Raw genomic sequence first — 24,115 nt, forward strand, 5'->3', positions numbered from 1 at the left:
CGACTGAAGGGACATCCCGGCCCGCACCAAAGGGCGAGCCGGGTTTGGCGAAACGATCAGGATGCGGCGATATGCGCGAAAGCGAGGCTTCCCGCCACGCCTTCTGCGCCGATGGTGTGATCGGAAATGCGCTTGTTGAAGATGGTAATCTCGGGTGCTGCGACGATATCGATTGCCGGCACATCATCGACGAGAATCTGCTGGATTTCCTTCCATTGCGCGACGCGCTTGTCCGCATCGATCTCGATGGCTGCGGCCTCCAGCAGCGCATCCACCTTGGGATTGCTGTAAGCCGCACCATTGGAGAAGGGTACGCCCTTCTTGAAGTTCTTGGACCAGTAAAGCCGCTGCACACCGACAGTCGGATCGAAGAGATTGCTCATGCCCTCATAGGCAAAATCGAAATCGCGATCCGTGTAGATGCGTTTGGTATAGGTGGCGAAATCCTGCGTCCGCACCGTCACATCCACGCCGACCTTCGCCAGCGCCTGGCGAATATAGTCCGCACCACGCGGATAGGCTTCGGTGCTCGGCACATAATCCAGATTGAGCTTGAAACGGATGCCATCCGCGCCGCGCTTGTATCCGGCCTCATCCAGCAACGCTTCCGCCGCCTTCAGATCGATCGGATAGGTTTTCAGATCATCCACGAACCATTTCGTCAGCTTCGGATTGATCGGGCCGGTGATCGTCGCGCCATAACCGTAATTAACCGTGTTGAAGATGACGTTGCGGTCAATCACATGCGCGAAGGCGCGGCGAACGCGTACATCCTTGAACACGTCCTTTTCGAGGTTGAATTCCACGCGGCTGATCGAGTTGGTATATTGATAGCCATTGGTCTCGAAGCCGAGGCTCGGCAGTTCCTTCAGCCGGTCGAGATCGCTATAGGCGACCGGCGTGCTGGGGGCGAGATCGATCTCGCCGGTTTCAATGGCAATCGCGCGGGCAGAAGCGTCAGGAATGAAGCGGACGATGAGCTTGTCGAGATAGGGACGCGGCGCATCCCAATAATCGGCATTGCGCTCAAAAACGATATGACTGCCGCGCACCCACTCCTTGAATTTGAAGGGTCCGGTGCCGATGGGTGCAAGATTGACCGGATTTTCGGTCACCTTCGTACCCTCATAAAGATGTTTCGGCACGATTGGCGTTTCGGCCGCCGCAAGCGCCGTTATGAGGTACGGTGCGGGTTTGGAAAGAACCAGAACCGCCGTCAGTTCGTCCGGCGTCTCGACAGCAGTGAGATTCAGGAATGTATTGCGACCGCGCGGATGCACTTCCTTGATGGTATTGATGGAGAATGCCACATCGGCGGAGGTGAAGGGCTTGCCGTCATGCCATTTCACGCCGGGCCTAAGCTTGAAGCTGTAACGAAGGCCATCCGCGCTCACATCCCATGATTTGGCCAGGAGCGGTTTGGGATTGAGATCGAAATCATAGGTCAGCAGCCCTTCGGTGACCTTGGGCGATATATAGACGGAATTATAGGCCGTGTGCGCAATCGTCGTCAGTACCGGCGGCTCCGATGAGATGAGCAGGGTGGCCGTGCCGCCACGGGCCGGCTCTGCAGCCTTCAGCTTCAGCCCCGGCAACGACACCACACCAAGCGCCACCGACGCCAGCAGAAATCCACGCCGCGTTGTCTGGTTGAAAACAGTCATTCGATACTCTCTCCTTGATTGAACCGGCGAAAAACCGGCAAAACTCAACAGTTGCGCTTAGGAAGAAGTTTGTTCCGCAGACGAGAGCGCGCTTGGCATGAAGAACCAACCATTCTCATAAATAGGAATTATCTTTTCTTTATGGCGCTTATTTCCGTAAATTTCAGAAAATAATTCTATTACTCTTTGACAAATTCCATAAAATTAGTCAACTAATACCAATACCCCAACGGGCCCGATTTCATGATTTCACGCTTACGGACTGGAGCCGATGTCGAATTCGAAAAGGATTTTATCGCAGGCGAGGCGGGTGGCCATTCAGGCCATTCCGACGGTTCTCGGTATCGTCATTCTGAACTTTTTCCTGCTACAGCTCGCGCCGGGTGATGCGGCCGATGTGCTGGCGGCGGAAGCGGGTTCGGCGACGGTCGAGACCATGGCGGAAATCCGCAATCGTTTCGGACTGGACCTGCCCGTTCTGCAACAGCTGATGAATTATCTCGGCAATCTCGCGCAGTTCAGCCTCGGCTTTTCGCCCCGTTACGGCATGCCGGTGGCCGATCTCATCGGCCAGCGTCTGCCGGGCACGCTCGCACTGATGGGCGCGGCGCTTGGTATTGCGATTTTCGTCGGCGTGTTCCTCGGCTCCATCATGGCGCTGTTTTCCGGCAAGCTGCCGGACCGGATCATTTCGATCGGATCGCTGATCTTTTATTCCGTGCCGGGCTTCTGGATCGGCCTGATGCTGATCCTGACCTTTTCGGTGAAGCTCGGCTGGCTTCCGTCCGGCGGTGACAGCACCATTGGCAGCAGTCTTACCGGTTTTGCAGCCTTTCTCGACAGGCTTCGCTATATCGTTCTCCCTGCCCTGTCGCTGGCGCTTTATTTTCTCGCCATCTATGCCCGCCTCACCCGTGCGGCGATGCTGGAAGTGAAATCGCAGGACTATGTACGCACGGCCCGCGCCAAGGGCGTTTCGCCGATCAGGCTCACCACACGCCATATCCTGCGCAACGCGCTCATCCCCATCACCACCATGGCCGGCATGCACATTGGCGGCCTGCTCGGCGGCGCTGTCGTGGTTGAAACCGTCTTCAGCTGGCCCGGCCTTGGCCGTCTTGCTTTCGAAGCCGTCATGGCGCGCGATTTCAGCGTGCTGCTCGGCATTCTGCTGCTCTCTTCCCTCGTCGTCATCATCGTCAATGCGGCCGTGGACCTGTTGCAGGCATGGCTTGACCCCCGCATCGGAGAAAGCCGATGAATTCCTCCCATACGTCAGCGGTTCTCGACACGGCCGAACTCGGCGCTGAAGAGACCAATCCCAGACCGAAAAAGCCGGAAGAAAAAGTCTGGCCCTATATCCATGCGCCGGATGCACTTTCGGCCCGCTCCGTCTCCGTGCCTCGGCGCGGCCTGCGGCGGGAACTGAAGATTTTCCTCACCAATCCCAACGCCATCGTCGGCCTGCTGTTTCTCGCCACCGTCATCATCACCGCACTCATCGCCCCCTTGATCTACCCGGGTGATCCCCTGGAAATGGTGGCCCGCCCGTTCCTCTGGCCCGGCCAGAATGCCGCCTATCCGCTCGGCACCGATTCCATGGGCCGGGATGTTTTGGCCGGCATTGTGCACGGCGCGCGTATCTCGCTCACCGTCAGTGTCGTGGCGACGCTGATCGGGCTGACGATCGGCATCGCCGTTGGCGCCTTCGCCGGTTACTTCGGCGGTGTCATCGACGATATCCTCGTGAAGCTGATCGAAATCTTCCAGACCCTGCCGAATTTCGTGCTGCTCGTCGTGCTCGTCGCCATCGCTCAGCCCTCCGTCACCACGGTCACATCGGCTATCGGCATCATCACCTGGCCGCTGGTGGCGCGCCTTACCCGCGCGGAATTCCGCGCCATCCGCGAAAAGGACTATGTGCTCGCCGCCCGCAGCCTCGGTTACGGCCATGCGCGCATCGTCTTTCAGGAAATCCTGCCCAACGCGCTACCGCCTATCATCGTCACGTCCTCCGTCATGGTGGCGGGCGCGATCCTCATGGAAGCAGCCCTTTCCTTCATGGGGCTTGGCGACCCCAACCGCGTCTCCTGGGGGTCGATGATCGGTTCCGGCCGCGATGTCATCCGCACCGCCTGGTACTTGACCGCCCTTCCCGGCCTTGCCATCGTCTTCACCGTCATTTCGCTGAACCTCATCAGCGACGGCCTCAACGATGCGCTCAACCCCCGTTTTTCGGAGGAACGCCGATGAGCAAACTGATTGAAGTCCATGATCTGTCCGTCAGCTTCGGCTCGGCCCAGCCTGTAAAAGGCGTCAGTTTCGACGTCAGCCCGGGTGAAATGCTGGCCATTGTCGGCGAAAGCGGCTCCGGCAAATCCCTGACGGCGCTCGGCCTGATCGGCCTCCTGCCATCAAACGCCAAGACGGGCGGTCGGGTTCTGCTCGAAGGCCGCGATCTTCTGCCGCTTTCCGAGCGGCAATGGCGCGGCATTCGCGGCCGCGATATCGGCATGATCTTTCAGGAACCGATGACGTCGCTGAACCCGGTGCTGACGGTCGGCGAACAGATCATCGAGGTGCTGCGCATCCATGAAAGGATCGACCGGTATCAGGCGCGCAAACGCGCAATCGAGCTTCTGGAACTGGTCAATATTCCCGACGCCCGCCGCCGGGTGGATGATTATCCGCATCAGCTTTCCGGCGGCATGCGCCAGCGCGTCATGATCGCCATCGGCGTCGCCTGCAATCCAAAACTGCTGATCGCCGACGAGGCGACAACCGCGCTCGACGTGACGATACAGGCGCAGATCCTCCAGCTGCTCGACAATCTGCGCCGCGATCTCAACATGGCCGTCATCCTCATCACCCACGATCTCGGCATCGTGGCCCAATGGGCCGACCGGGTGATGGTCATGTATGCCGGCCGCAAGGTGGAGGAGGGATTGCCGGAACCGGTTTTCTCGAACCCCTACCATCCCTATACGCGCGGTCTGCTTGCGGCCTCTCCGCGCGCGGAAGATGGCCAGCATTATCGCGACGGGCCGCTCATTGAAATTCCGGGTTCCATCGTTTCCGCCACGGGGGAGCGCGGCTGCGCCTTCCGACCACGCTGTCCGAGCGCCCGCGGTTTCTGCGGGCAGTTCGTACCGCCGCTGCGGCATATTTCGGAAGGTCGTTACGCCGCCTGCCCCTTCGTTGCTCCCACATCCAAGGAAGTATCCGATGACGCTCTTGTCAGTGCATAGCCTGTCCACCCATTACACGGGCGGACGCGGCACCGTGCGCGCCGTCGATGACGTCTCGCTCAATATCGAAGCGGGCGAGACCGTGGCGCTCGTGGGTGAATCCGGCTGCGGCAAATCCTCGCTCGGCAAGTCGCTGATGCGGCTGGTCGAGCCGTCTTCGGGCCGGATCACCTTCAAGGGCGCCGACGTCACGGCAATGACATCGTCCGAACTGCGCGGCATCCGTCGCCGCATCCAGATGATCTTTCAAGACCCCTTCGCCTCGCTCAACCCGCGCCAGACGGTGCGCACCATCCTCACCGGCCCGCTGAAGGTGCATGGCATCGGCGACCGGGCGCGCCAGCGGGAGATTGTCGAAGCCATCGTTACGCAAGTCGGTCTGCCAGCGGATTCGCTCGACCGTTATCCGCATGAATTTTCCGGCGGTCAGCGCCAGCGCATCGGCATTGCCCGCGCGCTCGTTCTGGAGCCGGAACTGGTCGTCTGCGACGAGCCGGTCTCGGCGCTCGATCTGTCGATACAGGCGCAGATTCTCAACCTTCTGGTGGAGATGAAGAAGCGGCTTTCGCTCTCCTATCTCTTCGTTTCCCACGATCTGTCCGTGGTGCGTTATTTTTCCGATCGCGTGCTGGTCATGTATCTCGGCAAGATCGTCGAAAGCGCACCGACATCGGAACTCTGGGCGTCGCCGAAACACCCCTATACCCGTGCGCTTCTCGCAGCCGTTCCCGATCCCGCTCGCCGCAAGCAGGCAGCCCCCATTTCCGGTGATCTGCCGAGCCCGCACGACCCGCCATCCGGCTGCCGGTTTCACACCCGCTGCCCGCTCGCCACCGATCTCTGTCGCGAAAAAGCGCCGGACTACACCCTTTTCGGCAAGAACCACGCCGTGGCTTGCCACCATACCCAATAAACTGAAGGAGCAACCATAATGGTCGACTATCGCTATCTCGGACGCAGCGCGCTGAAAGTTTCACCGCTGAGCCTCGGCACGATGATGTTCGGAGGCCCGACGCCGGATGACGTGGCCTTCCGCATCATCGACAAGGCGCGCGAGCAGGGCATCAATTTCATCGACACAGCCGATGTCTATCACGACGGCAAGTCGGAAGAAGTTGTCGGCCGCGGCATCAAGGCCAGTCGCGACCACTGGGTTCTGGCGACGAAATTCGTCAATTCCCATACCAAGGGTCCGAACCTCGGCGGACATTCGCGCAAGTGGGTGATCGAGACCGTCGAAAACTCACTGCGTCGTCTCAACACTGACTATATCGATATCCTCTATTTCCACCGCGCCGTCTTCGACGCGCCTCTGGAAGAGCCGGTACGCGCCATTGCCGATCTTATCCGTGCCGGCAAGCTGCGCTATTTCGGCGTTTCGAACTTCCGGGGCTGGCGTATCGCCGAAATTTCGCATCTGGCCGATCAGCTCGGCATCGACCGGCCCGTTGCCAGCCAGCCGCTCTACAACATCGTCAACCGCACGGCGGAAGCCGAGCAGCTGCCGGCCGCCAATCACTATGGTCTTGGCGTCGTTTCCTATTCGCCGCTGGCGCGTGGTGTGCTGACGGGCAAATATCAGCCGGGCGAGCAGCCGGGCGCCGATACCCGCGTCGGCCGTGGCGACAAGCGTGTTCTGGAAACGGAATGGCGTCCGGAATCGGTCGAAATCGCTCAGAAGGTTGCGGCGCACGCCGCAGCGAAGGGCGTTTCGGCGGCGGATTTTGCGCTCGCCTGGGTGCTGAACAACAAGTTCGTCACTGCCGCGATCACCGGCCCGCGCACCGAGGAGCATTGGGACGGTTACGTTCGCGCCCTCGATGTGAAGATCGATGCGGAAGATGAGGCGCTGGTCGATAGCCTCGTCACGACAGGCCATCCCTCCACACCCGGTTTCAACGATCCGAGCCATCCCGTCGAAGGCCGCGTGCCGCGCAATATCGAACCGGCACACCGCCCGGCGCTGAAGCCGCGCGCAGTCGCCTGATCGTCCACAGACGAACATGCCTGCGGCGCGACCGTGCCGCAGGCTCTCACATCCGCTCAGGGAAAAGCGCAATGTCCAATCCGAAACTGCAGACAACCACCACCGACAATGCCGGCGTGCCGAGCCGGGACGAAATTCTGGCCCGGGCAAAGGACATTGCGGCTATTGCGGCAAAGGATGCCGCCCGTCGCGAACGCCAGCGGGAACTTCCCTTCGACATCTTCGCCCTTATCAAGGAGGCGAAGATCGGCACGCTGCGTGTTCCCGAAGCCAAGGGCGGACCGGGCGGCTCGATTGCGGACTACATCGAGGTGCTGATGATCCTTGGCGAAGCCGACAGCAATATTCCGCACGCACTTCGCAGCCATTTCAATTTCACCGAGAACCTCGCTCTCTCCCCCATCGAACTGGAGGACCGGCGGCATCTCGAACATGTTCTCGCCGGCAAGCTCTTCGCGGGCGCCAGCACCGAACAGGGCACCAAGCGCCCCGGTGAAATCACCACGCGTCTCAGCGCCGACGGCGAGCGTTATCGCCTGAATGGCCGCAAATGGTATGCGACCGGCACGGCCTTTGCCGATTTCGGCACCTTCAGCGCCATCGGTGACGACGGCCAGCCGATCGGCGTGCTCATTCCGCTTGATCGCACCGGCATCACCATTCTCGATGACTGGGACAGCATGGGCCAGCGCATGACGGCGAGCGGCGGCGTCCTGCTTGAGAATGTCGAAGTGCTGCCGCATGAGTTGACGACCCGCAAGCTCGGCAGCCAGATCGGCCGCCACAGCTCGGCCATGCGGCAGCTGCATCTCGCCGCCTCCGCCGCCGGCGCGGTTCAGGGTGCGCTCAAGGACGGCGTCGATTATGTCTTGCGGCAGGCGCGCACCACGCTCCACAGCAGCGCGGAAACAGCCAATCAGGATCCCTTCGTGCAGAAGATGCTCGGCGAAATCAGCGCCGGCGCTTTCGCGGTCAAGACCCTGATCCGCGAGGCGGCAAGAACGCTCGACCGGACCGCCGCAGCCTTCGCCAGCGGCGACGAAGAGGCGATAGAAGCGGCTTTGCTTGAGGGTTCGCTCGCCACCGCCCGCACCCAGATCATCGCCTCGCAGCTTTCGCTGACGGTCGCCACCAATCTCTACGAACTCGGTGGTGGCTCGGCAACGTCAAGCGAGCGGAATTTCGACCGTCACTGGCGCAACATCCGCACGGTCTACAACCACAATCCGCTTGCCCACAAGGCTCGCGTGATCGGTGACTATTACCTCAACGGCACCACGACGCACCTTAGGGAAGGCCGGGTATTCTGACCATGCGGAGGATACAGGCGGCAATGGAGAATTAGCAATGAGAACGGAGTTTGTCGCTCCCGCCGGGAGCCGGACGGCTTTTCGCCTGCCGACACTTTCCCGGCTGCCGCCGCTGACGGCCTTGCGCGCCTTTGTCGTGGCCGCCCGCCACGCCAGCTTTTCGCGGGCGGCGGAGGAACTGCATGTTTCGACCGCTGCCATCGGCCAGCAGGTCCGCATTCTCGAAACCCATCTCGGTCAGCCGCTTTTCAGCCGCCAGCGCGGTGAGTTGCTGTTGACTGACGCTGGCAGCGCGCTTTATCCCGGCCTTGCAGATGCCTTCGAGACCATGATCGGCAGCCTTTCCGACCTGATGGTTTCGAACGCCCGACCGCAGCTGAAGGTTCTGGCCGAGGGCTGCTTTGCCGCCCGCTGGCTGGCACCGCGGCTAGGAAATATCGTTCCGGCGCTGGGAGACGTCGAGCTTTCCATCGAATCCCTTGATGGTGAAGCCATCGACCTCACCCATTTCGATGCCGATTGCGCGATCGTCGCTACCCCGGTGCAAATTCCCGGTTTCATCCATGAGCCACTTTTCACCGATACGGTCAGCGCCGTCTGCACGACGGATTTCGCGACCCGCCATGGGCTTGCAGGCGAACCGGAGCGGTTGCGGGAACTCGGCTTTGCTATGCTGCGCGGCAATGGCCTGGACCCGGCATTCGAATGGGCAAACTGGCTTCGCGCCTGCCGCATTCCACTCCGGCTTTCGGCGACGGGTCCGCGTTTTTCACGCCAGACCGCACTGATAGAAGCGATTTCATCCGGCCACGGCATTGGTCTTGTGCGTCACTCGCTGATTTCCGAAGACCTGAAAACCGGGCGGCTGATCGCCCCCTTTGGCACGCCGCAACCGACCGCCAGCCGTTATCACCTGTTGACCAGTCCTGACAGGCGGCGGCTGCCGGAGGTTGCATCTCTACTCGCTTTGTTGCGCGAGGATATGCGCTCTCTTGAGGCCGCCGCCTGAACACGCCCGTCCCACCTCAGGCGCGTTCCCTTTGCAACTCTCTTGCCGCGTAAATGTTTTCCGGCCGGGGCAGGCCATAGTGATCACGCAGCGTATCACCCTCATATTCCTCGCGGAACAGACCGCGCCGTTTCAGGATTGGCACCACCTCATCCACGAAGATGTCAAACCCACCGTTCAGCCAGGGCGGCATGATGTTGAAACCGTCGGCAGCGCCTTCGCGGAACCAGTTCTCTATCCAGTCCGCCACCTGTTCCGGCGTTCCCGAAATCACCTTGTGGCCGCGCCCGCCGGCAAGCCGGTGCAGCAATTGCCGGATCGTCGGATTTTCCCTGTCGATGACATCGAGAACCAGCTGATGGCGGCTGCTGTCCGCCTGCGCCCGCGTCGCTTCCACGGCCTCTTTCGGCAAAGGCTTGTCGAGATCGGCGGAGGAGAGATCTATGCCGGTGATGCGCTGCAATTGCTTGAGCGAAAAGGCCGGCTGGATGAGATCGTTGAAGGAAGCCTCCAGCTTGCGCGCCTCCTCTTCCGTGGAAGCGATGAAGGGGCTGATACCCGGCAGGATTTTCACATGGGCGGGGTTGCGTCCGGTGGCCGCGACCCGCCGCTTGATATCGGAATAAAAAGACCGCGCACTCTCCAAAGTCTGATGCGCGGTAAAGATCGCCTCGGCATAATGGGCGGCAAAGCCGCGCCCTTCCTCCGAGGAGCCGGCCTGGACGTAAACCGGCCGCCCCTGCGGTGAACGGGGCACATTCAGCGCGCCGCGCACCTGGTAAAATTCGCCGTCATGATTGGCGGGATGGATGCGGTCGGTCTCGGCAAACAGACCGCTCTCCTTGTCTGCGACGATGGCGTCATCTTCCCAGCTATCCCAGAGCTTCGTCACCACGTCGACAAATTCAATAGCCTGACGGTATCGATCGGCATGCGGCGGATGCTTCTGGAGGTTAAAGTTGCCGGCCGCCGCATCCGCCGAGGTCGTCACGATGTTCCAGCCCACGCGGCCGCCGCTGATATGATCGACCGAAGCGAACAGCCGGGCAAGATTATACGGCTCGTAATAGGTAGTGGACGCCGTGGCGATGAAGCCTATCTTTTCGGTGACGGCGGCCAGAGCCGCCAGCATGGTGATCGGCTCCAGCCGGTGGCGGGCGGCATAGCGAATATTGGCGTCCAGCACCGGCGCATCGGCAAAGAAGATGGCGTCCAGCTTTGCCGCCTCGGCCTTGCGGGCGATATCCTGATAGAGCTTTATGTCGGTGACGCGGTGGGGCTCCGAATCGGGGTGGCGCCAGGCTGCTTCATGATGTCCGCCCGGATAGATGAACGCATTGAGAACCAGCTTTTCGGATTTTCTGCTCATGGAAATGACCTCTTCTTCGCTCTACGAACTGAAAGGTGAGGAGGCTCACGCCTCCTTCGTCACCCAGGCCTTGGCGAGATTGCCGCTCAGCCCCTCCGCCCCGGTCGCATAATCCTTGATGCGAACGCTGCCGACGACCGGCTGGATGGGTGAGACCAGATTGATGACGGGAAGATCCTTGGCGACAACGGCCTGAAATTCCTTGAAGAAGGCGGCGCGCTTCTCGATGTCAGGCTCCACCGCCGCCGCCTCCAGCAACCTGTCCACTTCCGGATTGGAGTAATGGCTGGCATTGGAGAACGGCAGGCCTATCTTGAAGTTCTTGCTCCAGTAGACGCGCTGCACGCCGGCCGTCGGATCGAAGGTATTGGAGAGGGATTCCACCGAAAGATCCCAGGCGCGGTCGGTATAAACCACCTTCACATAGGTGCCGAAATCGAACTTCTGGATATCCGCCTCGATACCGATCTTCGAAAGCGCCTGTGCGATGAAATCCGAATAGGTCTGCGGGTTGAACGGGTTGGTGGTGACCCTGAGCTTGAAGCGCTTGCCGCCGTCCTTGCGCGGAAAGCCCGCCTCATCCAGCAGTTTTTCCGCCAGCGCGACGTCGAATTTGGCAAAACCGATATCCGGATTGTGGAACTTCGCAAGGCCGGGGCTGATCGGCGACGGCGACGGCACGGCATAACCGTAGAGCACGGTATCGATAAGGGCCGGCACATCAATGGCATGGGCGATGGCCTGCCTGACCTTCAATTCCTTCAGATATTCGTTCTCAAGATTGATCACCAGCTGGTTCTGCTGGCCGGCATAGGCATAGATGCGGTCATCCACTTTCAGCGTCGGGATGGATTTCAGCCGTTCCAGGTCGGCAAGAGCGACGGGGTTGGGGCCAATGTCGCCTTCCCCGGTTTCCAGCGCCGCAGCGCGCGCGCCCGCATCATTGATGAGGCGGATGATGACGCGGTCGAGATAAGGGCGCGGCGCATCCCAGTAATCAGCATTTTTCTCCAGCAGAATATGGCTGCCCGGCACCCATTCCTTCAGCACAAAGGGACCGCTGCCGATGATCTGCGCCGGCTTCGGATTGTCGGTTGGCTTGAAGGTCTCGAAGATGTGCTTCGGCACAACAGGCGATTCCGAGGAGGCGAGCGCCGTAATCAGGCCCGGCGCCGGCTTGGAAAGTTTCACCTTCGCAACAAGCGGATCGGAGGTATCGACGCTCTCGACATTTGCGAAAGTCGCCCGGCCACGCGGATGGGCCTCCTTCAGCCGCAGGATGGAAAATTCCACATCCGCCGATGTCACCGGTTTGCCGTCATGAAACTTCGCCTTCGGCTGCAGGTGGAAGACATATTCCAGCCCGTCGGCCGAAACGCTCCATTCCCTGGCAAGGCTCGGCTTGGGCGAAAGCTCGTAATCATAGGTCAAAAGCCCGTCGTAAATCTTCGACCCGATGAACTGCGGGCCGCCAGCGCTGGTATTGATCGCCACGAGCTGGGTCGGCTCGGGAAAATAAACGATCTTGAGCGTGCCGCCCGAAACCGGCTCTTCGGCGGCAGCGAAAGAACCGCCCGGAAGCGCCACGAATGCGCCGGCGGCGAGTGTAATTTTATGAAACTGGCGTCGGGAAAAGGTCATGTCTGTCTCCGAAAAAATCCGATATGCGAGGTGCGGCAGCTCAATGCAGCTGCGGGAACCCGTGGCGCTCGGCGAGGATTTGCAAAATACGTTTGGTGTCCTGAATGAAGTGCGTGTCGCCCCTTGCGGTCGCGTCACCGGGTGCATCGCCAGCAAAGATGAGTACCGGCAGCGACTGGTTTTCCTCCCCCACGGCGGCGATGACCGCCTCGCGCGGGCGCTGAAAACCGACTCGGTGGATATCGATGCCAGCGGCAAGGTCCGGAAAGGCGGCAAGCAGTCCTTCGATCTGGTTACAATGCGGGCAGACGAACCGGACACCGGGGTGCTTGGGGTCTTCGAAACCGGGAGCGATCAAAAAAAGCGTATCCTTGGCCATGGCATCCATCATTTGCGGGTGAGATTTCATGAACACAGTGCCGGCGGGAAAAGCAGAGGTCCAGAAAGCTATTCTTGCTTTGAAACGAAGAATTCCTTCGCGCTAAATTATTGAAGAATTTGATTTTTTAGAGCTCCGATAACAGGCATCACTGTTCCGGCCAGACCTTGCCGCACGCAACGTTTTTCCCGAAAACGGCGTTGCTGCGCGAAGGCAAAAAAAGGATCGAGGGTGGATTTCGACAATAAAAAACCCGGCAAAATTGCCGGGTTAATATTGGCTGACAGTGAGGGAAAAACCTCTCCTTCGTCATGCTCGGGCCTGCCCCGAGCATCTGCAATCGACAAGATTAGGATGCCGTGGCAGATCCTCGGTGCAACACCGAGGATGACGTCGAACGTGGAGGAAAGTTCGTCATCACTCTCGCTCCGCCGGATCGTCAGATTTTCTCCCTCACTCGCTTTTCCACGCCGTAGACAGATCGCCATAGGCAATGTCGATGGTCGTCACGAGGGACCGGAGGCTGGTGTTGCGCAGAATGACGGTCGGCAGGGCGACGATAGAGAAATTCGGCAATTCGTCGCCGGTGATTTTCTGGATGTCGTGGAACTGCCCCGCCCGTTTCGTTTCATCCACTTCAATCGCAGCGGCACGGAAAAGATCGTCCACCCTGGGGTTGTTGTAGTGGGCGGCATTGACATAGGGCGCGGGTTTCTTGATGCCGTCGGACCAATAGAGGCGCTGCACGCCCGCGGTCGGATCGAACAGTCGGCTGATGCCGTTCACCGTCAGGTCAAAACCGCGTTCAGTGTAAACGCGCTTGATGAAGGTGGCGAGATCGCCTTCAACGATATCCACCTTCACGCCGAGCTTACCGAAGGAGGAACGCAGATATTCGGAGGTTTTGCGAAAGACGTCTGACGGCAGGAAGGCGAGCCGCAGCGAAAAGCGGGTGCCATCCGCGCCCTTCGGATAACCCGCCTTGTCCAGCAACTCGTTCGCTTTGGCGAGATCAAAGGGATAGGTGAAAGGCTTTTCGTTATTATAGGCGGCGAAAACCGCGGGGATGTTTGAACCGGCTGGTTTGGCCGTACCGAAGAAGATGGCATCGTTGATGAAATCGCGATCGATGGCATGGGCCAGCGCGTGGCGGACTTCCTTCTTCGCGAGGATCGGGTTCTCCAGATTGAACTCGAATATGGCGGCGTTGTTGAGATAGGCGTCGGTATAGACCTCCACCGCAAGTTTCGGATTTTGCCGCAACCGCTCCAGATCGCTGTAGGAGACATCGGCGGTGTAATCCGCCTCACCGGTTTCGACCGAAATGGTGGTGGAGGCCGCATCGGCGACGAAGCGCGCCACGAAACCGTCGAGATAGGGCAGATCGGCCTGCCAGTAGTTCGGGTTCTTCTTCAGCTTCACAAAGCTGCCGCGTTTCCATTCCTCAAACACGAAGGGGCCGGTGCCAACGGGCGCATTGCCGTTCGGGCTCTCATTGTAGTTTTCTGAAGCATAGGCATGGGCCGGCAGAATGGGCGTTTCGCCGCCCGTCAGCGCCCTCAAGAGATAGGGTGCGGGTTTGGAAAGCACCACCACGGCCGTCAGCGGGTCGGGCGTTTCGATATCGGCAACATTGGCAAAGGTGATGCGTCCGCGCGGGCCAACCTTCTTGAAGGCCAGCAGGGAAAATTTGACGTCCTGCGACGTGAAATCCTTGCCGTCATGCCATTTGACGCCCTTGCGCAGCTTGAAAGTGTAGCGCAGCCCGTCGTCGGAAGTTTCCCAGCTTTCGGCCAGAACCGGATGCGGTTTGAACTCGCTGTCGAACCGCACCAGTCCTTCGAGGATTTTCGTGGAGATGGCGCGGGTTCGTGTGTTGGAATCGGAAAGCGGCACCAGCGTCGTCGGCTCGCCAAGGCCTGCAAGGGTAACGATCCCGCCTTTCTTCGGCGTTTCCGCCGCCAGCACCGGCAAGGACGGCAGCAGCACGACCCCGGCAAGGGCAGCACTCAGAAGCAATGTCTTACGTCTTGTAATATCCATGGATGTTTCCTCTTGCAGATTTGTTTTTAAAATTTTCAGGCAGCCTTCAGCCGGGTCTCCACCAGCCGGGCAAACAAGGTGGCGCCGACGGGCAGGATGTCGTCGTCAACGATGAAACCGGGATTATGGGCGGGCACGGTGCCGGAATGGCCAAGCGTGAAAAACGCGCCGGGTGCGTGTTTCAGGAGATCGGCGAAATCCTCGCTGCCCATGAAGCGGCCGGGTTCCGTGGAAACGCGCTCATCTCCCAAAACCTCGCGCGCCACGTCGGCGACGACATCCACCGATGCGTCATCATTGGTCAGGACCGAGAATATGTCGCGAATATCCACCTCGGCGGTGAGGCCATGGGCGGCGGCAATATGATCCGAGATGGTGCGGATGCGCTGTCTTATGGTTTCGCGCACGCTGTCGGAAAAGGCCCGCACGGTTCCGGCAATCGCGGCCGTTTCGGGAATGACGTTATAGGCTGATCCCGCCTCGATACGCGTGATCGAAAGCACGGCAGGATCGGTCGGCGACACGTTTCGGCTGACAATGGTCTGCAGCGCCTGGATAAGCTCACCCGTCGCCGGCACCGGATCGCGCGAGACATCGGGATGCGCAGCGTGAGCGCCCCTGCCCTTCAACCGGATATCGAAGAAATCCGCTCCTGCCAGAATGGTGCCCGGCGAAACTTTCAGGTGATTGGGCGCGGCATGGGTGGAATTGTGCAGCCCGTAAATCTCGTCAACGGGAAAATCCTTGAACAGCCCGTCGGCAATCATGGCGCGCGCACCGCCCAGCCCCTCTTCGGCCGGTTGGAAAATGAACACCACTGTGCCGGCAAAATCGCGGGTTTCCGCCAGATAGCGGGCGGTGCCGAGCAGGATGGTGGTATGCACATCATGCCCGCAGCCGTGGAACTTGCCTGGATAGACGGACGCATAGGGCAGACCGGTTTCCTCCGGCATCGGCAGGGCATCCATATCGGCCCGCAGCCCGATGGAGCGGTTGCCCGCATGCCGGCCGCGCAGCACACCGACCACGCCGGTCTTGCCATAACCGCGATGTACCTCGATGCCCCATGAAGCGAGCTTTTCGGCGACGATGCCGGAAGTACGCACCTCCTCGAAACCGATTTCGGGATGCTGGTGCAGATCGTGGCGGATGGAGACGAGTTCGGGAACATAGGTCCCGATCCGATCAAGGATTTCAGGAGCGGGCGTTTTGATGGGATCGACGGCGATATTCACGGTATCTCCTCAGGGCAAAAAATATCGTTTTCGCAATCGGGCGATTGCGAAGGGTTGGCTTCGGATATGGAAAATCAGGGCTGGAAAGACGTCAGAGCCTCAGGCCAGCCTCCTTCATCAAGGGCAGAATGCGCTCGGCGAAATAGTCGAGGTCTTCGCGGAAATCGTAGAAATTGAGCTGAACGCCATCGATCCCCGCCTTTTTCAGACCGACAAGCTGCTCGACCACCTGCTCCGGCGAACCGATGATTTCGATATTGCCGCCGAGATTGCGGCCCTGCTTGTGGCGCATATCGCCGCGGCCGCGCCAGGCATGCGCGTCGCTGTCGTAATTATTGGTGGCGAAGGCGCGCGTGCCGGGCTGCGGTTTTCCCGCTTCGATGGCGTCGGCATAGGCGATCGCTTCTTTCTCCGTGTCGCGGCTGACGATGATCGGGTTGATGAGTGTCTTCACCTGCCGGCCATAGGCTTTGGCGCGGTTCTTGATGGTGACGACATGATCGGGAAGCGTTTCCAGCGCACTGTCTATATGCGCACCGCCGGGCGAGGTGACGAAAACCAGATCGGAGTGACGCGCCGCGAAATCGATGCCAGCGGGCGAACCGGTCGCCGTCACCAGCGGCGGGCGGCCGAAGGCGGGTTTCGGCGTGATCCAGCCATTGTTGATCGCCCAGGGATTGAGCTTGCCTTCATAGGAGAAATTTTCGGTTTCGCCCCACAGGCGATGAAGCACATCGAACAATTCGCCGGCCATGTCGTAACGCTTGTCGTGGTCGATCCGCTGCCAGCCGAACATTTCATGCTCAACGGCGCGGTGGCCGGTGACGATGTTGATGCCCCATCGTCCTCTAGCAATGTGGTCCAGCGTCGCGCCATATTTGGCGAGATGCAACGGATGCAGAGGCCCATAGAGAACATGGATGGTGGAGATCAGCAAAATGCTCTTCGTGACCGCCGCCATGGCGCCGAGCGCGATGAAGCTGTCAAGCGAGGATTCGCCGTCATAACCACCCTTGGGCAGCCACTGCGTTCGGCTGAAAGCAATTTCGAAACCAAGCTCTTCCGCACGCTTCACCAGTTCGACGTTGTAATCGAAGGTCCAGCTGTTGCTGGTCGGCAGGCTGGAGAAATTGATGTCCTGCAGATTGAGGAACAGGCCCAGCATCAGCGGCTGCTTTACCGCGCGGCTGAGCGGGCTGTCTTCAAAATCGGCCGGGCTTTTCAGTTCAAGACCTTTCAGCTCGGGACCTTCGGGCAATGGAACGGTCAGCGCCATGTCTTTTCTCCCTCGGAATTTTCGCCCTGCGGGGCGGTCGTCGCCAGCCGGGCGCGCAGATAATCTTCGATGCCGCGGGGTAGACGGCCCGTAATCTGGTGGATGGTATCGGTGACAGATGCCGCGAGACCTTCGCGGATGAGCTCTCCGAACTCACCGATCGCCCTCTGTTCAAAGGCGCTGATAGGGGGCGAAAAGGCCGGGGCGGCATGATGCGAAATGCCGACAGGGCGATGCAGGATACGCGCCGCGATGCGGGCGATTTCCAGCGCCGTCAGGGCTTCGCTGCCGGTCAGCACAAAAGTACCTGAAACCAGCGCGCTTGATGTCAGGGAGTGAACCGCAACGTCGGCAATATCGTCGGCATCAATGAAGGAGACGGCCGCATCGCCAAAGCGGGCGGGCACATCCTCCCCCTTGCGCAGCGCGGCGACAACGGGCTCCAGTGCAACCTGCATCCAGGCGTTCGGTCGCAGCACCGCATGCGCGATGCCGCTAGCAGCCAGATGCTGTTCCACCTCCCTATGGGCCGCCCCCGAAATGGAGCGCGCAGCATTTTTAATGGTCCAGTCGGAACCGGATATTTTCACGATCCGCGATACGCCGGCGGAAAGAGCGGCATCGATGACCGCCTTCTGGTCTGCCGCGAGCGTCTCTCCGATAGGGGAAAGCAGGAACAACCGGTCTATTCCCCGCGCCGCCTCCTTCAGGCTGGCCGGATCGGAAAAATTGCCTTCCGAAATATCGACCCTGTCGCCCCAGAGCTTCAGCGCGCCCTCTCGCCGGCGGGCCAGCACGCGAACCTCTGCCTGACTTTGCAAAAGACGGCTGACGACCCGTCGCCCGAGCCTGCCGGTTGCACCTGTCACAAGAATGGTGGATGCCATGGCTCCCTCACTTTCCGGCGCTGTGTTGCGTGGCGTCTTGCAGTAAAGAAAGCGCGCGGGGATCAGCCCATTCCTGCACATCGAAATCTTCGGGGATGAATTTCCATTCCAGCAGGAAATCCTTGAAGTGGCTGAGCGCATCCAGTTCGGCCGGATCGAGATCGAGCCTCAGATTGCGATGCACATCCGTGCCATTCGCGGCAATCACCGCCTCCTCGCTGACGCCGATCTCGCGGGCGATGAAACGCACGGCTTCCGCCGGATAGTCATTCGCCCATTGGGCGACACGCTGAACCGTAGCCACCAGCTCCGTCACCAGATCGGGCCGCTCATCGGCAAAGGTGGCGTCCACGGTCAAGGGGCGGGGCGTGCCGTTGTTGATGCGGATTTTCGGATCAGGGTGAAAGCCCGTCGATACGACGACCTGCGCACCGATGAGATTGGCGACGGTGACGCCTTCCGCTCCCTTGACGAAAAACGCATCGATCTGGCCCCGGTACAGCGCTGCAATTTCTTCGCCATAGGGAAGCCGACGGCGCAGACCGTGAAACCGCTCATCCGCCGGGCCGAGCAGCACCGGTTCTTTAGCGGTGAGATCGACAAGCTCGACCTCCTTGACGGAAAGACCCGAGACCGTCAGCGCAGACACGATGCCCTTGAGCGATGTGGCGCGCTGGAAATCGATGGTTTCGTTCGGGCGCTTCGGCAAACCGATGCGCCGCCCCTTCAGGTCGCTGCCCTTGCTTATCCCGCTTGCAGGCAAAGCAATGACGGCCTGAAACTCATCGGTTCTCGTCAGCCCCACCAGCCGGGTTTTCCGGCCACCGGATTTCGCCCAGATCGGCGGGATATTGCCGCCCTGACGGAAGGACCAGTCCAGACGATGGTCAAAATGGCTCTGGCGAATGGCCGGATCGGCCGCATCGCGAATGGAGGAAACGGAGATGCCATGGGTGGCGAAACTGTCCTCAATCCAGCCGAGTTGCGCCGCGATGGAGAGCGGGGTGGGCGCCGGGCAGCGTGTATACCACACGGTTACCGGTTGGGTTATCTGGCGAAGGGCTGCATCAGCCATGGCGTTCATCCTCGAAATTTCGATCTGAACGGCACGCTACACGCCACAAGATATTTTCTATAGATAAAGTGTACTATTTCAGGCGCGATTGAGGAAATTCGTTTCCATCTTGTCACTTCCACACCGGGATAACGGAATATCCTTTCGATAGTGGCCGGATTTCGGGTCGGATCGCCAACCGCGCCTCTATCTGCTCCTTACGTCGACCGCGGCTTGGGCGCCGCTACTGATGAAAGTTTTTCTTCTCCGAGCAGCAAGGATTTTTAACTCGCGGCCCGAAGCCCGGCTGTTACGCTTTCACGCAATTGCGCCGGCCAGGGCCGGAAATCCCAGCAGATCGAGAAGAAAAAGTAAAAGCATGAGCAAGACCAAACGCCGGCTCAATCTCAATGTCGGCATCAACACGACCGGATATCTCGCTAACGCCTGGAAATACAGGAGCGGAAATCGGCACGACATCAACGAGATCGGCTATTACCGGCGGCTGACGGAACTGGCCCACAAAGGCCGGTTTGACGCCGTTTTCCTTTCTGACCATCCCGCATTGCTGACCGACCCGGCAAGCCGGCCGTTTCACACCATCGATCCGCTCATTCTCTCGACATCGCTTGCCGCGCAGGTGCCGGATATCGGCTTTGTGGCAACGGTATCCTCCACCTATAATTCGCCCTACAACTTTGCCAGACGAACCCAGTCCATCGATCTCGTCACCGGCGGACGGCTGATCGTCAATATCGTCTCCTCTTTCAATCCCAATGTCGCCGCCAATTTCGGCAATGACCCGCTGCCGCCGCGCAACGAGAGATATGCCAAGGCCACCGAATTTCTCGATGTTGCGAAAAAACTGTGGTCGAGCTGGGATCCGCGCCGCGAAGGCGAGGTACCTGAAGAGCGTTTCTGGGATGCGGCGACGGCCGAAACCATCGATCACGAGGGGCAATATTTCCATGTAAAAGGCCCGCTCAACGTTCCACGCGGACCGCAGGGGCATCCCGTCATTGCGCAGGCCGGCGCCTCCGAAGGCGGCATCGATCTCGCCGCACGCCATGGTGAGATCATCTATTGCAACATATTGTCCCGGCCGGCGGGCCAGGCCTTCGGCAAAAAGGTCCGCGACCGCGCTGCCTCTCTCGGCCGCGATCCCTCCGGCATCCGCATCGTGCCGGGTCTTGTCGTCATTCTCGGCGAGACCCGGGAAGAAGCGTTGCGCAAACACGAACTATACAGTGGAGCCGGTTCGGAAGACGGTCTGCTGGCGCGTTTCGCCAGGGAAAACGGCATCGATCTTCGCGACTTCAACCCCGATGCGAAACTCGATGCAGAACGCTTCATCCCGGACCAGAACCGCCAATGGGCGGTGGGCATGGGGCTTGGCCTTTCCGATCTGCTGACCCACGAAAAGCTCACAGCCCGCGAGGCCGTGCGTCGTTCTGAGGGACACCACCGTTTGCTGCTCGGCACACCGGAAGATGTGGCGGACGGCATCATCGATCTCTGGCAGGATGGCACGGTGGACGGCTACACCCTGCAGCCGCCGCGTGCGCCAGACGATATTGCTGAATTTGTCGAAAAGGTCGTGCCGGTGCTGCAGGATCGCGGCGTTTATCCGCGCGAATACGAAGGCGCGACGATACGCGACCGCTATGGCCTGCCCTATCCCGACTGAATAGGATGTGGCGCAGGTGAAGCGCCACACGTCCACCGCTCCCCTGAAAGCTGGAATGGCGGAAGCGGGAAATTATTGGCCCGTCACCACTTTCAAAACAGGCCGCCCGCCGGAAAGCTGCGGCAGGACGGAAGCGAAATCCGTGACGATCTGGCGATAATCTTCCGGCTGGAACTCATAGGGTAGTTCAAGACGGAACTCCGAGACGAGCGGCAGAACGGGATCACGCGACAGTTTCTCCAGAATTTCGTCCGTCGTCCCAACGATATCGGGCAGGAAAAGCGTGCGGCGCGCGCCATGCGCCGTGGTCGTACGCTTGTCGCGCTCGGCGGCGAATTCCTCGTAACGGCGGCGGGTCGCGGGGCTGGCGCTATCCGTCGGCAGGATCACGCGGCCAAGAGCGACACGCGGTTGACGCTCATGCGCCCATTCCTGCCGGAAGCGAGCAACGAGAGCAGCCTGGGCAATCAGAAAATCATCGGTATTTTCGCCGCTGACGATATTGCCCGTTAGAAGATTGAACCCTGCCTTGCCCGCCCAGCGAGCGGAATTCTGCGATCCGCCGCCATACCATAACCGATCCGACAACCCTTCGGCGACTGGCCGCAGGCGCGGCACCTGCGCACCGGCCGCATTGCCCGCTTCCGTCTCGCTGGACAGCGGTTCCGATCTCAGGGCCCTCGCCAGCTTTTCGGCGCGGGCGTGGCCGTAATCGGCATCGGGCGCCGTATCGACATAGTCAGAAATGAGATGGGCGAAGGGTGGTGCGCCAACGGAAACCCCGACATTCAGCCGCCCACGCGACAGCACATCCACAGTGGCCAGATCTTCCGCCAGCCTGAAGGGGTTTTCGTAACCAAGCTGAATGACGGCGGTGCCCAGTCCGATCCTGCTGGTGCGCTGCGATGCCGCCGCAAGGAAAGTGGCCGCCGAGGAAACACCCCGTTCCAGGTGGCGCTGGCGAACCCAGGCGCTGTGATAACCCAGCGCCTCCCCGACTTCGAAAAGCTGCAGGGTTTCTTCCAGCCCCTGCGCCGGATCGTTGTCCTGATAATTGCCGGGAACGAGAAAGGCGAAATGGGAGATATGGGAAAGAGGCATGGTTGTGCATCCGGAAATGAGTGTTGAAGCTCAGCGCCGCAGATGCAACCATCCTTGTTGCGGGACAGCAGCTCAATGCGACGCATGCTCACGCAGAATGCATGACGACAGGCACGGCTGGCACGGCATGTTCGTTTATAGTCCCGGTCATTGTTGAAAGATCATTGCGCGATTCAATAGTCTACTAAAATTATGGATTAATTCGGTAGGCATAGGCCGCGCCCACGCGTCCCGTCAGATTTTCTTCTGCGAAGAGACAAAATCTCCCCCGCACCGCCCTCTCACACCGAAGCCCTGTGCAACACCATGCGCAAATGGCCTTGATTTCCTGTGACAACATGTAATACAGATTATCATACATGTTGACAAATAGCGCATACATGTATGACATTGCAGCAGCTGCAAACGCTGCCATACCTGCATGAGGGAGGAATTATGATCATCACCGACGTCGAGGTCCGTGTTTTCCGCACGACGACCCGTCGGCACTCGGACAGTGCCGGCCACGCGCATCCGGGTCCGGCGCATCAGGTGGAACAGGCCATGCTGACCATCCGCACGGAAGATGGTCAGGAAGGTCATTCCTTCACCGCGCCGGAGATCGTTCGCCCGCATGTCATTGAAAAATTCGTCAAGAAAGTCCTGATCGGTGAGGATCATCGCGACCGGGAACGGCTGTGGCAGGACCTTGCCCACTGGCAGCGCGGTTCGGCCGCACAGCTGACGGACCGCACGCTGGCGGTGGTGGATTGCGCGCTGTGGGACCTTGCCGGCCGCTCGCTCGGGCAACCTGTATACAAGTTGATCGGCGGTTATCGCGACAAGGTGCTGGCCTATGGCTCCATCATGTGCGGCGACGAGCTGGAAGGCGGACTGGCAACGCCGGAAGACTATGGCCGCTTTGCCGAAACGTTGGTGAAGCGTGGCTACAAGGGCATCAAGCTGCACACCTGGATGCCGCCAGTAAGCTGGGCGCCGGATGTTAAGATGGATCTCAAGGCCTGCGCGGCCGTGCGCGAGGCGGTCGGCCCTGATATTCGGCTGATGATCGACGCCTTCCACTGGTATTCCCGCACCGACGCGCTGGCTCTCGGGCGCGGTCTCGAAAAACTCGGCTTCGACTGGATCGAAGAGCCGATGGATGAGCAGTCGCTGTCCTCCTACAAGTGGCTCTCCGACAATCTCGATATTCCCGTCGTCGGCCCTGAAAGTGCGGCCGGCAAGCATTGGCATCGGGCAGAATGGATCAAGGCCGGTGCCTGCGATATTCTGCGCACCGGCGTCAACGATGTCGGCGGCATCACCCCGGCGCTGAAGACCATGCATCTGGCCGAGGCTTTCGGCATGGAATGCGAAGTGCATGGCAACACGGCCATGAACCTGCACGTTGTCGCCGCCACCAAGAATTGCCGCTGGTACGAGCGTGGCCTGCTGCACCCCTTCCTCGAATATGATGACGGCCACGATTATCTGAAGTCACTGTCCGACCCGATGGATCGCGACGGCTTCGTGCATGTCCCTGATCGGCCGGGCCTTGGCGAGGACATCGATTTTACCTTCATCGACAACAACCGGGTGAGGTAACGGGCGATGAAAACCGTGCTCGCCTTCGGAGACAGCCTCACCTGGGGCGCAGACCCGGCAACGGGCCTCCGGCACCCGGCCGAACACCGCTGGCCGGAGGTACTGGAGGCAGAGCTCGCGGGAAAGGCGAAGGTTCACCCCGAGGGCCTTGGCGGGCGCACCACCTGTTATGACGATCATACCGGCCCCGCCTGCCGCAATGGCGCGCGGGCGCTTGAAGTCGCGCTGTCGTGCCATATGCCGCTCGATCTCGTCATCATCATGCTCGGCACCAACGACATCAAACCGGTGCATGGCGGACGCGCGGAAGCGGCGGTTGCCGGTATGCGGCGACTGGCGCAGATCGTCGAGACCTTCATCTACAAACCGCGCGAGGCAGTGCCGAAACTGCTGATCGTCGCCCCGCCGCCCTGCGTTGCAGGTCCTGGCGAAGAGCCGGCCGGCGGGCGGGATATCGCGCAATCGCTACGGCTTGCGCCGCTTTACCGCAAACTCGCCGCCGAACTGGGGCATCACTTCTTCGATGCCGGATCGGTCGCCAGCGCCTCACCGGTGGATGGCGTGCATCTGGATGCGCCGGCAACGGCCGCAATCGGTCGGGCGCTCGCAGACCCGGTCAGAGAGATTCTTGGCTGATCATG

The 24,115-nt window shown here is 60.2% G+C and carries 21 protein-coding genes; 10 read left to right on the forward strand and 11 right to left on the reverse strand.

Going from position 1 to position 24,115, the window contains the following annotated elements; translation table 11 throughout:
• Window positions 1-56 precede the first annotated feature (56 nt).
• Window positions 57-1,664 (reverse strand): ABC transporter substrate-binding protein, encoded by a 1,608-nt coding sequence (locus WDZ78_RS01470; protein ID WP_425672109.1) that lies wholly within the window; start codon window positions 1,662-1,664, stop codon window positions 57-59.
• 271 nt (window positions 1,665-1,935) lie between these two features.
• Between WDZ78_RS01470 and WDZ78_RS01475 the strand changes: the two genes are divergently transcribed.
• The 7 genes from WDZ78_RS01475 to WDZ78_RS01505 all read left to right on the forward strand — a co-directional run bounded on the left by WDZ78_RS01475 (window position 1,936) and on the right by WDZ78_RS01505 (window position 9,218).
• A complete protein-coding gene (locus WDZ78_RS01475; protein ID WP_425672110.1) occupies window positions 1,936-2,925 on the forward strand; it encodes an ABC transporter permease in 990 nt (329 codons plus the stop codon).
• Window positions 2,922-3,917 carry an ABC transporter permease gene (locus WDZ78_RS01480; protein ID WP_425672111.1) on the forward strand — a complete coding sequence of 332 codons (996 nt, stop codon included), beginning with the start codon at window positions 2,922-2,924 and terminating at the stop codon, window positions 3,915-3,917. Before WDZ78_RS01475 ends, WDZ78_RS01480 begins: the two co-directional genes overlap by 4 nt.
• Complete coding sequence (locus WDZ78_RS01485) at window positions 3,914-4,912, forward strand: ABC transporter ATP-binding protein (protein WP_020012010.1); 999 nt, start codon at window positions 3,914-3,916, stop codon at window positions 4,910-4,912. The genes WDZ78_RS01480 and WDZ78_RS01485 overlap by 4 nt, the downstream gene beginning before the upstream one ends.
• The gene (locus WDZ78_RS01490; protein ID WP_026363991.1) at window positions 4,890-5,825 is read left to right on the forward strand and encodes an ABC transporter ATP-binding protein; all 936 of its coding nucleotides are present in this window, start codon (window positions 4,890-4,892) and stop codon (window positions 5,823-5,825) included. Before WDZ78_RS01485 ends, WDZ78_RS01490 begins: the two co-directional genes overlap by 23 nt.
• 18 nt (window positions 5,826-5,843) lie before the next feature.
• Window positions 5,844-6,899, forward strand: coding sequence for an aldo/keto reductase (locus tag WDZ78_RS01495; RefSeq protein ID WP_425672112.1), 1,056 nt, complete (start codon window positions 5,844-5,846; stop codon window positions 6,897-6,899).
• 71 nt (window positions 6,900-6,970) lie between these two features.
• Window positions 6,971-8,209, forward strand: a complete 1,239-nt coding sequence (locus WDZ78_RS01500) for an acyl-CoA dehydrogenase family protein (protein ID WP_425672113.1) — start codon at window positions 6,971-6,973, stop codon at window positions 8,207-8,209.
• A gap of 37 nt (window positions 8,210-8,246) precedes the next feature.
• A complete protein-coding gene (locus tag WDZ78_RS01505; protein ID WP_020012014.1) occupies window positions 8,247-9,218 on the forward strand; it encodes a LysR substrate-binding domain-containing protein in 972 nt (323 codons plus the stop codon).
• A gap of 16 nt (window positions 9,219-9,234) precedes the next feature.
• Here the strand turns inward: WDZ78_RS01505 and WDZ78_RS01510 are convergent, their stop codons facing one another.
• From WDZ78_RS01510 to WDZ78_RS01550, 9 genes are all read right to left on the reverse strand, one after another.
• The gene (locus tag WDZ78_RS01510; RefSeq protein WP_425672114.1) at window positions 9,235-10,587 is read right to left on the reverse strand and encodes an LLM class flavin-dependent oxidoreductase; all 1,353 of its coding nucleotides are present in this window, start codon (window positions 10,585-10,587) and stop codon (window positions 9,235-9,237) included.
• 45 nt (window positions 10,588-10,632) lie between these two features.
• Window positions 10,633-12,228 carry an ABC transporter substrate-binding protein gene (locus WDZ78_RS01515; protein ID WP_425672115.1) on the reverse strand — a complete coding sequence of 532 codons (1,596 nt, stop codon included), beginning with the start codon at window positions 12,226-12,228 and terminating at the stop codon, window positions 10,633-10,635.
• Window positions 12,229-12,268: 40 nt separating this feature from the next.
• Window positions 12,269-12,619, reverse strand: a complete 351-nt coding sequence (locus tag WDZ78_RS01520) for a DUF3088 domain-containing protein (protein WP_425672388.1) — start codon at window positions 12,617-12,619, stop codon at window positions 12,269-12,271.
• A 95-nt stretch (window positions 12,620-12,714) separates the two neighbouring features.
• Window positions 12,715-13,095 (reverse strand): hypothetical protein, encoded by a 381-nt coding sequence (locus WDZ78_RS01525; RefSeq protein WP_425672116.1) that lies wholly within the window; start codon window positions 13,093-13,095, stop codon window positions 12,715-12,717.
• Window positions 13,061-14,650, reverse strand: coding sequence for an ABC transporter substrate-binding protein (locus WDZ78_RS01530; protein ID WP_425672117.1), 1,590 nt, complete (start codon window positions 14,648-14,650; stop codon window positions 13,061-13,063). The genes WDZ78_RS01525 and WDZ78_RS01530 overlap by 35 nt, the downstream gene beginning before the upstream one ends.
• A 35-nt stretch (window positions 14,651-14,685) precedes the next feature.
• Window positions 14,686-15,885, reverse strand: a complete 1,200-nt coding sequence (locus WDZ78_RS01535; RefSeq protein ID WP_425672118.1) for a M20 aminoacylase family protein — start codon at window positions 15,883-15,885, stop codon at window positions 14,686-14,688.
• Between the two features lie 91 nt (window positions 15,886-15,976).
• A complete protein-coding gene (locus WDZ78_RS01540) occupies window positions 15,977-17,161 on the reverse strand; it encodes an LLM class flavin-dependent oxidoreductase (RefSeq protein ID WP_425672119.1) in 1,185 nt (394 codons plus the stop codon).
• The gene (locus tag WDZ78_RS01545; protein ID WP_425672120.1) at window positions 17,152-18,048 is read right to left on the reverse strand and encodes an NAD(P)H-binding protein; all 897 of its coding nucleotides are present in this window, start codon (window positions 18,046-18,048) and stop codon (window positions 17,152-17,154) included. Before WDZ78_RS01545 ends, WDZ78_RS01540 begins: the two co-directional genes overlap by 10 nt.
• Before the next feature lie 7 nt (window positions 18,049-18,055).
• Window positions 18,056-19,123 (reverse strand): ABC transporter substrate-binding protein, encoded by a 1,068-nt coding sequence (locus tag WDZ78_RS01550; protein ID WP_425672121.1) that lies wholly within the window; start codon window positions 19,121-19,123, stop codon window positions 18,056-18,058.
• A 358-nt stretch (window positions 19,124-19,481) separates the two neighbouring features.
• Between WDZ78_RS01550 and WDZ78_RS01555 the strand changes: the two genes are divergently transcribed.
• A complete protein-coding gene (locus tag WDZ78_RS01555; protein ID WP_425672122.1) occupies window positions 19,482-20,789 on the forward strand; it encodes an NtaA/DmoA family FMN-dependent monooxygenase in 1,308 nt (435 codons plus the stop codon).
• A gap of 72 nt (window positions 20,790-20,861) precedes the next feature.
• Here WDZ78_RS01555 and WDZ78_RS01560 read toward each other — a convergent pair whose 3' ends face one another.
• Window positions 20,862-21,890, reverse strand: a complete 1,029-nt coding sequence (locus WDZ78_RS01560) for an LLM class flavin-dependent oxidoreductase (RefSeq protein ID WP_425672123.1) — start codon at window positions 21,888-21,890, stop codon at window positions 20,862-20,864.
• 435 nt (window positions 21,891-22,325) lie between these two features.
• Here WDZ78_RS01560 and WDZ78_RS01565 point away from each other — a divergent pair, with 435 nt between their 5' ends.
• Together WDZ78_RS01565 and WDZ78_RS01570 are read left to right on the forward strand one after the other, a co-directional pair.
• A complete protein-coding gene (locus WDZ78_RS01565) occupies window positions 22,326-23,474 on the forward strand; it encodes a mandelate racemase family protein (RefSeq protein ID WP_003506947.1) in 1,149 nt (382 codons plus the stop codon).
• Window positions 23,475-23,480: 6 nt separating this feature from the next.
• Entirely contained in the window at window positions 23,481-24,110 is a 630-nt protein-coding gene (locus WDZ78_RS01570) for an SGNH/GDSL hydrolase family protein (protein WP_425672124.1), read from the forward strand.
• The last annotated feature ends 5 nt before the right edge of the window (window positions 24,111-24,115 follow it).

It is taken from the genome of Agrobacterium sp. M50-1, from assembly GCF_049843495.1.
Taxonomy (GTDB): Bacteria; Pseudomonadota; Alphaproteobacteria; order Rhizobiales; family Rhizobiaceae; genus Agrobacterium; species Agrobacterium radiobacter.

Excerpts from the sequence above, each read along its gene's own strand:
- WDZ78_RS01560 (WP_425672123.1), bottom strand. The coding sequence starts at position 21,890 with ATGCCTCTTTCCCATATCTCCCATTTCGCCTTTCTCGTTCCCGGCAAT.
- WDZ78_RS01470 (WP_425672109.1), bottom strand. The coding sequence starts at position 1,664 with ATGACTGTTTTCAACCAGACAACGCGGCGTGGATTTCTGCTGGCGTCG.
- WDZ78_RS01545 (WP_425672120.1), bottom strand. The coding sequence starts at position 18,048 with ATGGCATCCACCATTCTTGTGACAGGTGCAACCGGCAGGCTCGGGCGA.
- WDZ78_RS01505 (WP_020012014.1), top strand. The coding sequence starts at position 8,247 with ATGAGAACGGAGTTTGTCGCTCCCGCCGGGAGCCGGACGGCTTTTCGC.
- WDZ78_RS01480 (WP_425672111.1), top strand. The coding sequence starts at position 2,922 with ATGAATTCCTCCCATACGTCAGCGGTTCTCGACACGGCCGAACTCGGC.
- WDZ78_RS01565 (WP_003506947.1), top strand. The coding sequence starts at position 22,326 with ATGATCATCACCGACGTCGAGGTCCGTGTTTTCCGCACGACGACCCGT.
- WDZ78_RS01550 (WP_425672121.1), bottom strand. The coding sequence starts at position 19,123 with ATGGCTGATGCAGCCCTTCGCCAGATAACCCAACCGGTAACCGTGTGG.
- WDZ78_RS01540 (WP_425672119.1), bottom strand. The coding sequence starts at position 17,161 with ATGGCGCTGACCGTTCCATTGCCCGAAGGTCCCGAGCTGAAAGGTCTT.
- WDZ78_RS01515 (WP_425672115.1), bottom strand. The coding sequence starts at position 12,228 with ATGACCTTTTCCCGACGCCAGTTTCATAAAATTACACTCGCCGCCGGC.
- WDZ78_RS01500 (WP_425672113.1), top strand. The coding sequence starts at position 6,971 with ATGTCCAATCCGAAACTGCAGACAACCACCACCGACAATGCCGGCGTG.
- WDZ78_RS01495 (WP_425672112.1), top strand. The coding sequence starts at position 5,844 with ATGGTCGACTATCGCTATCTCGGACGCAGCGCGCTGAAAGTTTCACCG.
- WDZ78_RS01485 (WP_020012010.1), top strand. The coding sequence starts at position 3,914 with ATGAGCAAACTGATTGAAGTCCATGATCTGTCCGTCAGCTTCGGCTCG.
- WDZ78_RS01510 (WP_425672114.1), bottom strand. The coding sequence starts at position 10,587 with ATGAGCAGAAAATCCGAAAAGCTGGTTCTCAATGCGTTCATCTATCCG.
- WDZ78_RS01475 (WP_425672110.1), top strand. The coding sequence starts at position 1,936 with ATGTCGAATTCGAAAAGGATTTTATCGCAGGCGAGGCGGGTGGCCATT.
- WDZ78_RS01525 (WP_425672116.1), bottom strand. The coding sequence starts at position 13,095 with ATGGCGATCTGTCTACGGCGTGGAAAAGCGAGTGAGGGAGAAAATCTG.
- WDZ78_RS01490 (WP_026363991.1), top strand. The coding sequence starts at position 4,890 with ATGACGCTCTTGTCAGTGCATAGCCTGTCCACCCATTACACGGGCGGA.
- WDZ78_RS01570 (WP_425672124.1), top strand. The coding sequence starts at position 23,481 with ATGAAAACCGTGCTCGCCTTCGGAGACAGCCTCACCTGGGGCGCAGAC.
- WDZ78_RS01530 (WP_425672117.1), bottom strand. The coding sequence starts at position 14,650 with ATGGATATTACAAGACGTAAGACATTGCTTCTGAGTGCTGCCCTTGCC.
- WDZ78_RS01555 (WP_425672122.1), top strand. The coding sequence starts at position 19,482 with ATGAGCAAGACCAAACGCCGGCTCAATCTCAATGTCGGCATCAACACG.
- WDZ78_RS01520 (WP_425672388.1), bottom strand. The coding sequence starts at position 12,619 with ATGATGGATGCCATGGCCAAGGATACGCTTTTTTTGATCGCTCCCGGT.